This window comes from Rhodococcus sp. OS5 (assembly GCF_056837585.1).
On the sequence record NZ_CM166368.1, the window covers coordinates 1,046,596 to 1,059,502 of the forward strand.

Sequence of the window (12,907 nt, forward strand, 5' to 3'; positions counted from 1 at the left end):
ATCGACGAAGGTTGGCGCACGGTTCGGTGCTGATGCGCCGAATCATCCGGGCGTCGGGGTGTTCTCCGGATCAGGACGCATAAGTTTCGAGGCGACATCCGACCAGTTCGGCGACGTCGCTGCGTCGCTTGTCGGAGACCACGCCTGCCAACAGGAGGGTGAACAATTCGTCGATACGGTCGTTCAAATCGCTTCGTCTGGTGAGCACGTTCGAAACCAGTTGAACGCCGGTGAATGCCGAGATCACCACGCGACCCACCGATTCCGGCTCCACATTGTCGCGGATGTCGCCTTCGAGCTTCGCGGCCTCGGCCAGTTTTCGAAGCTCGCGGATCCACGCGACGTACGGGCCTTGCGAACCGTCGGCAGAGGCCAACTCGAGGGTAAGTCGGATTCCCGCACGAACAATAGGTTCTGCGACGAGTTGGCGGCCCATCTCGTGGCACACCATGACGAGCTGTTCCAGTGCCGGTGCGCCTGTGGCTGCAACTGCGGTGAAGGCACTGATCGAGATCTGGTGCTGTTCTTCGATCACCGCCTGAGCCAGTTCGTCTTTGGACGAGAAGTGAAAATAGACCGCGCCCTTGGTCATCTGCGCCGCGGACACGATGTCATTCATGCTCGTGCTGCCGTACCCCGTGACTTCGAACCGATCAGCAGCACCTTGAAGAATCTGTCGGCGACTGATCTTGGCACGTTCCTGCATTGCTCCCTTGTCCTCCGACTGTTAACACGTGAACCAGTTTTAGGGCCCTAGGTCCCGGACCAGCGACCCACGGTAGCAGCGAATCTCGTGCTCGCGCGACAGCGCGAAACGGACTGTTCGGTGTGCAATCGCAGGTCACGGTCGGTAGGAGCGACAAATGCGACCGCCGCAACCTCCGTTGGAGGCTGCGGCGGGGAGTCCAGTTATCGGCCAGCGAAATTCGGTCGAAGGTATGCGATCAACGAGTCGAGACAGCTGCCTCGAAGCCGAGGTCGCGTAGCGCCGACTTGAGTTTGGTCTGTGCCTCGTCGAGAGATTCGGGTGACGGCGAGGTGTCGGCGCCACTGATATCGAAGTTCCCCATGTCGTATGCGGGGAAAACATGAACGTGAAGATGCGGAACTTCCAGACCTGCGATGAGGAGACCCGACCGAGGCGCGTCGAACGCCTTACGCACGGCTTGGCCGAGGTTGCGGGCAACAGCGGTGACCTTGGCAAAGAGTTCAGGATCCACGTCCTGCCACTGATCGACCTCGGCTCGCGGAACCACAAGCACGTGGCCCTGCGTTACCGGCGCGATGGTCAAGAACGCGACGACGTCCTCGTCCTCCCACACGAAACGTCCTGGTAGATCCCCGTTGATGATGGCACTGAAGACTGAAGGCATACCCCGAGATTAGCCCGCGTCCGGTTGCCAGGAAACTCCCAGGCTGGACGCAGGTTCGTCGGAGCCGGCCCGACAAATCTAGGACGTATGACGACAGAAGCCATGCAGACCGCGGGCAGCACGGACGCAGAGGAGGTCTCCGCGACGACTGTAGTGCTGGACGTGGTCGTCCCGGTATACAACGAAGAGGCAGGCCTCGAGACGTGCGTGCGGCGCCTGCGCCGGCATTTACGCACGCAGGTGCCATTCTCTGCACGAATTACCATCGCGGACAACGCCAGTGTCGACGGCACGTTGGCACTCGCCCGTTCCCTCGCCGAAGAATTCGACGACGTCCGGGTCGTCCACCTGGATGCGAAGGGTCGTGGTCGAGCACTGCGGCAGGTATGGAGCGAGTCCGATGCCGACGTGGTCGCGTACATGGACGTCGACCTCTCGACCGACCTCAACGCCCTGATGCCGTTGATTGCTCCGTTGCTCTCCGGACACTCGGACATCGCCATCGGTTCCCGGCTGGCACGATCGTCCCGCGTGGTGCGCGGCCCCAAGCGTGAGTTCATCTCACGTAGCTACAACCTCATCCTCCGAAGCGCACTGCATGCTCGCTTCTCCGACGCCCAGTGCGGATTCAAAGCCATGCGCATCGATGTTGCACGCCAACTACTTCCGCTGGTGGAGGACACCGGGTGGTTCTTCGATACCGAATTGCTGGTGCTGGCCGAGCGAGCGGGCATGCGGATTCACGAGGTCCCCGTCGACTGGGTGGACGACCCGGACAGTCGGGTGGACATCATTGCCACGGCAGTTGCCGACCTCAAAGGTGTGGTCCGTGTCGGGCGAGCACTGTCTACCGGTTCCCTTCCATTGGCCGAGCTCAGGGCAAGTTTCGGACGTGAACCGTTGGTTCCCGGAGTTCCTCGAGGAATGGTCGGGCAGCTCTTACGCTTTGCCCTGGTGGGAGTCATTTCGACGCTCGCGTACGCGCTGCTCTACCTCGCTCTGCACTCGATCATGGGTGCGCAGTGGGCCAACGCCGTCGCATTGCTGGTGACCGCGGTATTCAACACCGCCGCCAACCGGGCCTTCACCTTCGGGATCCGAGGGTCGGAAGGATCCGCTCGTCACCAGATGCAGGGCCTGCTCGTGTTCGGGTTCGGTCTTCTGCTCACCAGCGGATCGTTGTTCGTGCTCGACGTCATGGCGCCCGATGCTTCCAAGCACGTGGAGCTTGCCGTACTCGTCATCGCCAATCTTGTTGCCACAGTCAGTCGATTCATCGCACTGCGCTGGGTGTTTCGCACCGCACAATCCGTAGGAGCCAATCGATGACCGCCACTGCAGAGACACTCGCCGCGCCGCTGCCAGCGCCGGAACCGCAACGTCAGGTGCGCTGGGAACCGTGGGCACTGGGAGTGTTGTTGGTGGGCACCGGAGTCGCCTACATCTGGGGCCTGGGTGCATCCGGATGGGCCAACTCGTTCTATGCCGCTGCGGTACAGGCAGGTTCGGTGTCGTGGAAGGCTTTCTTCTTCGGCTCCTCGGACGCTGCAAACTCGATCACCGTCGACAAGCCGCCCATGTCCCTGTGGTTGATGTCGCTGTCGGTTCGCATCTTCGGACTCAATTCCTGGGCGATGTTGGTGCCGCAGGCACTCCTCGGGGTCGGATCGGTTGCACTGTTGTGGGGAACGGTTCGACGGTATTTCGGTGCGGCCGCCGGCCTCCTCGCGGGCCTGGTACTTGCGCTCACACCCGTAGCGGCGCTGATGTTCCGGTTCAACAACCCGGATGCTCTGCTGGTGCTCCTGATGATCGCAGCAGTGTGGGCGATGATGCGCGCCGTGCAGGACGGCCGCACCCGCTGGCTCGTGTTGGTCGGTATCTTCTGCGGATTCGGTTTCCTGACAAAGCAATTACAGGTCATGTTGGTGGTTCCACCGCTGGCGCTCACCTATCTGATCGCCGGACCGCCGAAACTGGGTAAGCGCGTACTCCAACTGTTCGCGGCACTGGGCGGACTGATCGTCTCCGCCGGATGGTGGTTGGCAATCGTCGAACTGTGGCCGGCCGACTCGCGTCCGTGGATCGGTGGTTCACAGAACAATTCGATTCTCGAACTGACGCTCGGCTACAACGGGCTCGGGCGCTTGAGCGGCAACGAGACCGGAAGCGTCGGCGGCGGCGGAATGCGCGGTGCTGGTGATGCTGCGGCCGGCGCTGCTGCGGGCGGTTTCCCCGGCATGGGCGAGGCCGCAGGTGGTATGGCCGGGGGAGGTATGGCACCAGGTGGTGGGGCCGGCGGTGGTATGTGGGGGAGTACCGGCATTACCCGACTGTTCGAATCGGCCCAGGGCGGACAGATCGCCTGGTTGATTCCTGCTGCGCTGATACTTCTGGTGGCTGGAATCGTGCTGCGAGGCAGGGCACCCCGCGCTGATACACAGCGCGCGTCATTCATCGTCTGGGGACTGTGGCTGTTGGTGACCGGACTGACCTTCAGTTTCATGGCGGGAATCTTCCACGCCTACTACACCGTTGCGCTGGCGCCGGCGATCGCCGCGCTGATCGGTTCAGGATCGGTAGTGGCGTGGCGTCATCGTGACGTCCTCTGGGTTCGCATCATTCTGGCGGTGTCCTTGGCCGCAACCGTCGCGATGGCGTGGGTACTGCTCGGACGCTCGCCTACGTTCGTACCGTGGCTTCGCTGGACCATTCTGGTGGTCGGCATCGTCAGTGCCGTGGCAGTGCTGATTCCGGCAGTGACGCGAGGTCGATTGGCTGTGGCAGTGATTCTCGCAGCGATCTTCACCGGTCTGGCAGGTCCGACTGCATACGCGATCGACACGATCAACACTCCGCATGCCGGTTCCATAGTTTCGGCCGGACCGAGCGTCGAAGGTGGAATGGGTGGGCCCGGCGGTGGCCGCGGAGGCTTCGGTGGATTCGGTGGCACGGCTGATGGCGGTAACCGTCGGACTGACGGGGCTGGGACCGGAATGCCGGGCACGCCCCCTGTAGGAATGGGTCAGATGCCCGGTGGTGCAACAGTTCCGGGCGGTACCACGCCGACCACCGACGGAACGCGGGGCGCAATGGGAGGCGGTGCCGGTGGTCTACTGCAGGGCAGCACGCCGGGAGCCGCTGTTGTGTCCACACTCGAAGAGAACTCCGACCAGTTCACGTGGGTAGCCGCGGCAATCGGGTCCAACAGCGCCTCGGGTTATCAGCTTGCGACGCAGTCACCGGTCATGGCTATCGGAGGGTTCAACGGGAGCGATCCGTCGCCGACGCTCGCGCAGTTCCAGCAGTACGTGGCAGAGGGCAAGATTCACTTCTTCATCGCAGGCGGTGGGATGGGTGGCGGTATGAACGCCGAAGGCACCGCTACCGCTATCTCGACGTGGGTGACCGAAAACTTCACCGCCACAACGGTAGACGGAGTAACCCTCTACGACTTGACGGTTGCAGGCTGACCATAATGAACGCACGCCAGGTCCGCATCGGAGGTGCTTCCTCCGATGCGGACCTGGCGTGAAGTTGTATGCCTGAGGTTCGTCCTCAGGTTTTGAAGGTGGTGTTCGCCGGCCGCGGGTGCTGCTGCGGGTCGATCGAGGGTGGCGGGATGAACCAGGGTTTGTTGTCGACTCCTATTCGGATTTCCCATTTGCCGACGAACCCGGATTTGCGGTGCATCAACCGATGATGTGAACGGCACAGCAGGACCAGGTTGTTCATCACCGTCGGGCCACCGTTGGCCCAGTGCCGGATATGGTGCGCATCAGTCCAGGCGGGCACGCATGTGCAGCCCGGGAACGCGCAGCCTCTGTCTCGGGCAATCAACGCCACTCGCTGTTCGGCGGTGACCAACCGTTTTCCTGGTTGCGCATCGAGCGGTGCCCCATGATCGTCGAGCAGAACGGTCGACAGGAAACAATCACACCCGAGAAGCCTGGTCTGCGACACCGACAGCGGTCCGAGCCAGGGCATGTGCCCGACATCGAGATCCGACACAGCCATTCCACCACCATCGGGCGAGGGTGTGGCGGCGCAGTCACGGTGCTCCGCCAGATCCCGAGCATTGATGTGCACATTCACATGCGGACGCTGACCACCATCGGTACCGGTCTTGGCGCAATCGAGATAGCGGCGAATCAGTTCGGTGAACCCATCCGCAGTCCGCTTCGCCGCCGACCGAGAATCCGGGGTTCCGTCCGGTGCTGGGGTGGGCATCGTCAGATTCGACAGGGCCGAGAGCAGCATTTCTCCGGTGAGGGCGTCGAAATCACCGCGCACCACCACCCGACCGTTCAATGTCGAGGCGATGCGGAGCTCGTTCCGGTCGATGTCTTCGGCGGGCGGGATCTCATCGGATTCGAAGATTCGCTCCAAGGTCGCGATCGCGTTCCGCACTTTCGTGGTCGTCGCTTCCACACCCGACGCAGCCGCAAGCAGTAGGTCGATACAGCGAGGGAGCGCGGCGTCTGGCATGCCTTTCGGTGGTGATTCGCAGAACGCCACGATCAACACGGCGTGCTCGAAGGAGCAGTCCCCGCCATCGAACCGAGCCGCCACCGCCGGAAACGGCCGCAAAGCCGCACCCAGGGCGGCGATCTTCTTCCCGTCCCGAACCTGCAGCATCGTGTTGGCCGCCAACCAGGACCCCACTCCGCGGCTCGCGATCACCTGATCATCCGGGCGCAACGACAACTCGTCGACCACGGCCACTCGAACGGCTTCAAGACGCAGAATCTCCGCACTCGCCGACACCGCAGCAGCACGCAACTCGGCAGCAGTCAACCGCCACAGGCGTCCGCGTAACCCCACCGCAGAACCAGACACCACGTCCGACAACAAGACACTCATTGAATCCCCCGATCCCCTGCCCAAATCACACTCGAACATACGTTCGGGTCAAGGGTCGATTTCGCAGGGGCTAAGCGCTGATACTGTCGAGGTCGTGGACCACGTCGCAGCAGGCGCCGAGTAATTCGCGATCATGGCTGATGAGTAATACACCGACGCCGGTTTCGGCGGCGCGACTCTCGATCAACCGAATGAGCGCGGCCGTCGTGGCGGCGTCGAGCATCGCCGTCGCCTCGTCACAGATGAGGTATTTCGGTTGTTGCGCCAGCGATCTCGCCAGGCAGGCGCGCTGTAGTTGGCCGTCGCTCACCTGGTGTGGTCTGCGCGACAAGAGATCGGGAGTGAGGCCCACTTCTGCTGCCAGCGCGGCCACATCGATTGACCTACTGGCAATGTCACCGGGTTGGCCGATGATCGAGGCGAGCGTCTGCCGAGGGTCGGTCGATGCGCGAGGTGACTGAAACAGCATGGACACCGTGCCGCGTAGTGCCGCGGGTACCGAGAATTTGGTACCCACAACGGGTGATCCGTCGATCCGCACTTCGCCTGACCACGGTGCATCCAGCGAAGCGAGAATCCTTGCAAGTGTTGATTTTCCGGTGCCCGAAGGCCCGGTCAGGCCGATCAGCTTTCCCGACGGAATCTCGAGCGAGACGTTCTCGAGAACTGGCCGGTTGCGACGGTAACCGCTGGTGATTCCCAGAGCTTGCAGACTCATGTCAGCCCACCTTCCGCAGCGTTCGGTACGTGCGGTCACCCAATGTGACGAGTTCGGTCGGGCCACCGGATTGTTTCGACTCCGGGCGTCGTAGGTGATAGACGCACTCCTCGGGGAGATCGGTGAGTTGCGGTGGCGATCCCGGCATGGGAGTCAAACCTCTGGAAGGTAAGGCGCCGAGAAGGTCTCGGGTGTAATCGTGAAGCGGATCTTGGAACACCAGCGCGGCCGGACCGGTCTCCATGATGCGTGATGCGTACATGACGGCAAGTCGATCCGCGACACCGTTGCGGGTAAGGGATGCCAGGTCATGGGTGATGAGCAGGACCGCCGCTCCGGCGTCCGCGCACTCTCGAAGTAATCCCATGACGTGGTCGGTGAGTTCGCGGTCGAGGTTGGCGGTGGGTTCGTCTGCGACGATCACCGACGGATTCCCGGCCAGCGCACCGGCAATGGCCACGCGTTGCGCCATGCCGCCCGACAGTTCGTGCGGGTAGCAGTCCAGGGCCGACGGTTCGAGTCCGACGCGAAGTGCCAAGGCATCGCAAGTGTGATCGCTGCCGAGTGCGTCGATCGTCTCCTGTAGCTGCGATCGCGCAGTGCGGACGGGGGTGAGATGTGTTGCGGCGGATTGTGGAACGAGAGCCACGTGCCGCCCACGGAACGCGGTGCCGGAGAAGACGTCGATCTCGAGGTCCGGTGTTCCGACGGTGACCGTTCCGGTTCGAGAAGCATTCGGCGGCAACATGTTCATGACCGAGGTGGCGATGATCGACTTGCCACACCCCGATTCCCCGACAAGTGCGGTCACCGTGCCGGCTGGAACGGCGAGGTCGATGTCGCTCGCAGCGTGAACTACCGATCCTCCGAGTAGAGGGATCCTGACGGTGAGAGATTCGATGCGCAGGCCGTGGTTCACAGTCGCAACTCCGAAGGTCGAGGGGGCGTGAGCATCGACCGCAGGGCCGAACCGGCGACGGCAACTGCGACGGTGGCGATCACGAGAACTGCGGCGGGGAATGCCAGCGTCCACCAACCGCCGAGGAGCAGAGAACTGCGTGCCTCTTCGAGAAGCGTCCCGAGACTGGGCTTGTGCGGGGGAAGGCCGAATCCCAGGAAGGACAACGTCGATTCGTGCCAGACGGCGTGGGGCAGTAGGAGAACGACTGCGATCAAAGCCTGTGGCGCCGTCGCCGGCACGAGGTGGCGCATGATCACGTGACGTCGACTGGCTCCCGCGAGAATGGCGGCGTCGATGTAGGGACGCTCGCGCAGACTCAAGATCTCGGAGCGGATGATCCGGGCCACTTGGGTCCAGTGGGTCAGTGCGATCGAAAGCACGATGGCGGCAATGCTTCCACGGAACATCGCGACGATGACGATGCCGAGCAACAGGTGGGGGAGTGCGTTGACGGCATCGGTGCCGCGCATGACGAACCTGTCCACCCAGCCGCCGACCAGTCCGGCCGTAGTGCCGACGGCGACGCCGATCACCGTGGCGAGCAGCGCGCAGGCGAGTGCGATCAGAAGTGAGGTTCTGATGCCTGCAGCTATGCGCACGAATAGATCTCGGCCCGCCGAGTCAGTTCCGAACGGGTGATCGAACGACGGAGCCAGGCGAGCCGCCGAGAAGTCTGTGACTCGGTCGTCGACGTCGGCCAACCATGGGACCAACGCCGCGTACAGCGCCACGAGGATCAGCACGCCGAGGGCGATCTTGAAGCGTCGTTCAGCCATCGGTACTCACTCTCGGGTCGAGTACTGCAACGAGGACGTCGGCAAGCAGTGAGCCGAGCATGACCGTCAATGTCGTACCGACGGTGAGGAACGCGAGCAGTGCCATGTCGAGGTCACGGGCTGACGAGACGATGGCGCCGGCGATCCCTGGCCAACTGAAGACCTCTTCCACCAGCACTGCCCCGACTATCAGCTCGGGCAGTCGCACGCCGACGATGTTGACGAAAGGCGCCAGTGAGGTCGGCAGTATGTGGCGTTTCGTGATGGTCGGCGTCGGGATTCCGCGTGCTACCGCACCCGCGACAAATCCCTCACTTTTCGAACCCACGACGGATTCTCGGACCGCGAGTAGGAGCCACGGCATCTGCGAGATGGAGAGGACCGTCACCGGTAGGACCAAGTGCCGGATCACCTGTCCCGGTGTGGGATCGGCACCCCCGTCGGTCAACCCGGCGACCGGGAGCCAGCCGAGTGTCAACGCGAAGAGCGCGATGGCACCCAGCGACAAGACAAACGGCGGAAGTCCTTGGACCACGACGCTCAGCCCGGACACGGTCTTGTCCAAGAATCCTCCACTGCGGATTCCGGCGAGAACACCGAGTGTCAGCGAGGCGAGAATCGCGATGAGGAGTGAGATACCGACCAGCAGCAGGGTCCATGGCAGACGCTCGGAGATAACTTGGGAAACAGGCTGATTGAACGATCTGGAGATCCCGAGATCACCGGTGAACACACCCTGGAGCCAATTCCAGTACGTGCTGTACCAGGGGTTGTCGAAACCCATCTGATCGGCGATCAACGCTTTGTCCGCGTCGCTGGTCGTCATGTATCGCGTGCCCAGGTAGCCGACAAGTGGATCGAACGGTGAGATCGCGGCGGCGGCAAAGAGTCCCGCGGACACCACGGCGATCACCGGCACGATGAACAACGCCCGCCGACCGACCATCGTGAGGATGGCCTTTCGGCGGGAGTTGCCACGGTGGTCGAGCGATTGCCGCGCGTCTACCCGAACGTCGACCGCTGTCATTGCCCTCTGGCCCACGTCTGCAGTGACCACCACGGGCCCCAGGTCACACCGTGTGAGTGTGGCTCGAGTACAGGTCCGGATATCTGCCAGTCGGAATCCTTCGAAACGTACGTATGGTCGAGGAATACAAGGATGACAAATCCGGGATCCTCGACGTACGCCTGCTGCACGTCGCGATACGCGGCGTCACGCGTTGCCTGATCCAGGCTGCGGCGTCCTACTTCCAGGCCTGCGTCGACTGCTGGATTGGAGTAGTCGCTGGCGTTGTCGTAGATGCTGCCGACCCCGGGCGCTATGTACTTCGAGTTCAGCGCGTCGTACGCCTGCGTGTCTGGATCGAAAGGTTCGTCTCCACCACCGAGAAGCGTCGAATCCTGGTTGATTCGAGGGTCTATGCGGTCCCAGGAGAGCGCTTCGAGATCCACCTCGATGCCGACAGCGAGAGCATCGGAGGCAAATGCCTGAGCGAGATCACGTCGAACGGTGTCGACGGAGTTGTACATGATCGTGAACTGCGCCCGCTGACCGTCTTTCGAACGGATTCCGTCGGCACCTTCGATCCAGCCCGCTTCGGTGAGAATTCGCTCGGCCTCGGCCGGGTCGTAGGCGAAGGTTGCGTTCGGGTTGTACGAATCGCCGTAGACCTCGGGGATCGGAGTGGCGGCGACGCGGCCGTGTCCGCCCAGGACGTTGTCGATCATCGACTGGCGATCGGCGGCGAGGTTGAGCGCCATCCGTACGGCTTTGTCGCCTGCCACGGGATTGTTCGTCGGAAGTGAGAGACCGCGCCAGTCCGCTGACTGATGGGCAGTCACCGACATGTTGTCTTTGCCCGAGAACGTATTGGCAAGCAGTGGAGGGAGATTGGTTCCGTCGATCTCGCCCGACACCATACGTTGGGCGCGGGTGTTGTCGTCCGGAACGTAGAGGAGAGTGAGCTTCTTGATCTCCGGTGCACCGTCCCAGTAGTTCTCGTTCGCCTCGAAGACCGCTCGATCCGGTGAGAGATCGACGAGTGTGTACGGACCCGTACCGACAGGCGCGGTGTTCAACGGCGATTCGGCGGCAAGTCCGGGTGTCGCGAGGGATTCCGACGGGACCATGCCGATCAGCATCTTCGTCAGCAGGGGCGCATACGAGTAGGCGAGACGAAACTCGACTGTGCTGTCGTCGACGGCCACGACGTCGCTGATCATGTCGTACGACGAACGCGCTTCGGAGGCGGAAGCGGGATCGAGGATCGCCTTGTACGTGGCAACCACGTCGGCGGCGTCGAAGGTCGATCCGTCGGAGAAGGTGACCCCGTCGCGGAGTTCGACCGTCCAGACCGTCGCGTCGGCGTTGGCAGTGGGCATCTCCGCGGCCAGAGACGGCTCGAAGCCCGGCATGCCGGTCCCTCCGGTGAGCCGGACGAGGCCGTCGTACATCTTGGCCTCACCGGCAGCGCCGAAGCCTGCGACCGGGTTGTAGCCGCCCAGCTCGTAGCCGTCGGCCAAGACCAGGCCGTCGCTGTTGCCCGAGGAGTCGGTGCCAGTCGGGCTACTGCACGACGTGATCAGAAGTGCGCCGATTGCGGCGGTTGCGGTGAGCGTCAGAACGCCTGGTTTGTGGAGTTTCACGGGTGTCCTTTCCTTGGTGGACAGGTATCCGAAAACATCTGTTCACCTATTCAGGTATTCATATGATCTCATCTCGAAACGGATATTTCGCACAAAGGCCGAACGCTGGGACCTTGGCCCCGCCAGTGGCACTCCGAGAGCCCTGTTATCGCAGGCCGTAGTCTGTTCACCGTGCGCGTACTAGTAATCGGCTCCGGAGCCCGTGAACATGCCCTCCTTCTCTCTCTTGCTCGCGATCCAGGTGTCACGGCCCTGATCTGCGCGCCTGGCAATGCCGGGATCGCAAAAATCGCCGAGCAGCACCCCATCGACGTCGCTTCGGGTGACGCGGTTACCGCGCTGGCCCAGAAGGTCGAAGCCGACCTCGTCGTCATCGGACCCGAGGTTCCGCTGGTCCTCGGTGTCGCAGACGCGGTGCGCGCAGCAGGTATCGCCTGCTTCGGGCCTTCGGCCGACGCCGCCCGCATCGAGGGATCGAAGGCTTTCGCCAAGGACGTGATGGCTGTCGCCGGCGTCAAGACCGCTCACAGTGAGATCGTCGACAATCCGGCCAAGCTCGACGAAGCACTCGACCGCTTCGGTCCCAACTGGGTGGTCAAGGACGACGGATTGGCCGCGGGTAAGGGCGTAGTCGTCACGACGGATCGTCTCGCCGCGCGCGATCATGCCGCAGAACTGCTCGAGACCGGACACCCGGTTCTCCTCGAGTCCTTCCTCGACGGTCCGGAAGTTTCGCTCTTCTGCCTCGTCGACGGCGAAACCGTGATCCCGCTGCTCCCGGCTCAGGACCACAAGCGAGTAGGCGACGGAGACTCTGGACCCAACACCGGCGGCATGGGCGCGTACACCCCATTGCCGTGGCTGCCCGACGAGATGGTCACGCAGATCGTCGACGACGTCGTCAAGCCTGTCGCTGCCGAGTTGGTCGCGCGCGGTAGCAGTTTCTCCGGCCTTCTCTACGCCGGTCTGGCGATCGGTGTCGACGGCCCGGCCGTCGTCGAATTCAACTGCCGGTTCGGTGACCCCGAAACTCAGGCCGTGCTTGCTCTCCTCGAAACGCCGCTGGGCGGTCTACTCAATGCGGCCTCGACCGGAACACTCGATTCGGTCGGTCCGTTGCAGTGGCGCGACGGTTCCGCTGTCACGGTCGTGATTGCCGCGGAGAACTACCCGTCAACCCCACGCACCGGCGACGTGATCACCGGAGCCGACGCCGACGGAGTCCTGCACGCCGGTACCAAGAAGCGTGAAGACGGTGCCGTCGTCTCGGCCGGCGGGCGTGTGCTGAGTGTTGTCGGAGTGGGCAAGGATCTGACCGAAGCTCGCGACGACGCCTACGCAAAGATCGCCGACGTCAAGCTTCCCGGCGGTCATTTCCGCAAGGACATCGGACTCGGCGCCGTCGAAGGTCGCATCTCAATTCCCTGACTCGTTCTTTCGGAGGGCCGGTGAACTTTCTGTTCATCGGCCCTTTTCATGGAAAATCAACGGTTCCTCGAAGTTACCCACGAGTATGGACTTCTCGTTCGGTTTCTCCCGGTATATCTCAGCGCGGGGGTCACGGAAAGAG

At 62.8% G+C, this 12,907-nt stretch carries 11 protein-coding genes; 3 read left to right on the forward strand and 8 right to left on the reverse strand.

Annotation, left to right across the window (positions count from 1 at the left end):
* Positions 1-70 precede the first annotated feature (70 nt).
* Both ACVZUB_RS04840 and ACVZUB_RS04845 read right to left on the reverse strand, forming a co-directional pair.
* Positions 71-706 (reverse strand): ScbR family autoregulator-binding transcription factor, encoded by a 636-nt coding sequence (locus ACVZUB_RS04840; RefSeq protein ID WP_482628177.1) that lies wholly within the window; start codon positions 704-706, stop codon positions 71-73.
* A 238-nt stretch (positions 707-944) separates the two neighbouring features.
* Positions 945-1,373, reverse strand: coding sequence for an HIT family protein (locus ACVZUB_RS04845; RefSeq protein WP_482628178.1), 429 nt, complete (start codon positions 1,371-1,373; stop codon positions 945-947).
* 87 nt (positions 1,374-1,460) lie between these two features.
* Between ACVZUB_RS04845 and ACVZUB_RS04850 the strand changes: the two genes are divergently transcribed.
* Both ACVZUB_RS04850 and ACVZUB_RS04855 read left to right on the forward strand, forming a co-directional pair.
* A complete protein-coding gene (locus ACVZUB_RS04850; protein WP_482628179.1) occupies positions 1,461-2,702 on the forward strand; it encodes a bifunctional glycosyltransferase family 2/GtrA family protein in 1,242 nt (413 codons plus the stop codon).
* Complete coding sequence (locus ACVZUB_RS04855; protein WP_482628180.1) at positions 2,699-4,846, forward strand: ArnT family glycosyltransferase; 2,148 nt, start codon at positions 2,699-2,701, stop codon at positions 4,844-4,846. The genes ACVZUB_RS04850 and ACVZUB_RS04855 overlap by 4 nt, the downstream gene beginning before the upstream one ends.
* An 85-nt stretch (positions 4,847-4,931) precedes the next feature.
* Here the strand turns inward: ACVZUB_RS04855 and ACVZUB_RS04860 are convergent, their stop codons facing one another.
* The 6 genes from ACVZUB_RS04860 to ACVZUB_RS04885 form a co-directional block, all read right to left on the reverse strand.
* Complete coding sequence (locus ACVZUB_RS04860; protein ID WP_404649622.1) at positions 4,932-6,236, reverse strand: HNH endonuclease signature motif containing protein; 1,305 nt, start codon at positions 6,234-6,236, stop codon at positions 4,932-4,934.
* A gap of 70 nt (positions 6,237-6,306) precedes the next feature.
* Complete coding sequence (locus tag ACVZUB_RS04865) at positions 6,307-6,954, reverse strand: ABC transporter ATP-binding protein (protein ID WP_003945821.1); 648 nt, start codon at positions 6,952-6,954, stop codon at positions 6,307-6,309.
* Between the two features lies 1 nt (position 6,955).
* Entirely contained in the window at positions 6,956-7,873 is a 918-nt protein-coding gene (locus ACVZUB_RS04870) for an oligopeptide/dipeptide ABC transporter ATP-binding protein (protein WP_482628181.1), read from the reverse strand.
* Positions 7,870-8,691 (reverse strand): ABC transporter permease, encoded by an 822-nt coding sequence (locus ACVZUB_RS04875; RefSeq protein ID WP_020906350.1) that lies wholly within the window; start codon positions 8,689-8,691, stop codon positions 7,870-7,872. The genes ACVZUB_RS04870 and ACVZUB_RS04875 overlap by 4 nt, the downstream gene beginning before the upstream one ends.
* The gene (locus ACVZUB_RS04880) at positions 8,684-9,718 is read right to left on the reverse strand and encodes an ABC transporter permease (RefSeq protein WP_082654891.1); all 1,035 of its coding nucleotides are present in this window, start codon (positions 9,716-9,718) and stop codon (positions 8,684-8,686) included. The genes ACVZUB_RS04875 and ACVZUB_RS04880 overlap by 8 nt, the downstream gene beginning before the upstream one ends.
* Positions 9,715-11,337 carry an ABC transporter substrate-binding protein gene (locus tag ACVZUB_RS04885; RefSeq protein WP_482628182.1) on the reverse strand — a complete coding sequence of 541 codons (1,623 nt, stop codon included), beginning with the start codon at positions 11,335-11,337 and terminating at the stop codon, positions 9,715-9,717. Before ACVZUB_RS04885 ends, ACVZUB_RS04880 begins: the two co-directional genes overlap by 4 nt.
* Positions 11,338-11,508: 171 nt before the next feature.
* Here ACVZUB_RS04885 and purD point away from each other — a divergent pair, with 171 nt between their 5' ends.
* Positions 11,509-12,765, forward strand: coding sequence for a phosphoribosylamine--glycine ligase (purD, locus tag ACVZUB_RS04890; protein WP_007734401.1), 1,257 nt, complete (start codon positions 11,509-11,511; stop codon positions 12,763-12,765).
* Positions 12,766-12,907: the final 142 nt, after the last annotated feature.

Excerpts from the sequence above, each read along its gene's own strand:
- ACVZUB_RS04840 (WP_482628177.1), bottom strand. The coding sequence starts at position 706 with ATGCAGGAACGTGCCAAGATCAGTCGCCGACAGATTCTTCAAGGTGCT.
- ACVZUB_RS04845 (WP_482628178.1), bottom strand. The coding sequence starts at position 1,373 with ATGCCTTCAGTCTTCAGTGCCATCATCAACGGGGATCTACCAGGACGT.
- ACVZUB_RS04850 (WP_482628179.1), top strand. The coding sequence starts at position 1,461 with ATGACGACAGAAGCCATGCAGACCGCGGGCAGCACGGACGCAGAGGAG.
- ACVZUB_RS04855 (WP_482628180.1), top strand. The coding sequence starts at position 2,699 with ATGACCGCCACTGCAGAGACACTCGCCGCGCCGCTGCCAGCGCCGGAA.
- ACVZUB_RS04860 (WP_404649622.1), bottom strand. The coding sequence starts at position 6,236 with ATGAGTGTCTTGTTGTCGGACGTGGTGTCTGGTTCTGCGGTGGGGTTA.
- ACVZUB_RS04865 (WP_003945821.1), bottom strand. The coding sequence starts at position 6,954 with ATGAGTCTGCAAGCTCTGGGAATCACCAGCGGTTACCGTCGCAACCGG.
- ACVZUB_RS04875 (WP_020906350.1), bottom strand. The coding sequence starts at position 8,691 with ATGGCTGAACGACGCTTCAAGATCGCCCTCGGCGTGCTGATCCTCGTG.
- ACVZUB_RS04880 (WP_082654891.1), bottom strand. The coding sequence starts at position 9,718 with ATGACAGCGGTCGACGTTCGGGTAGACGCGCGGCAATCGCTCGACCAC.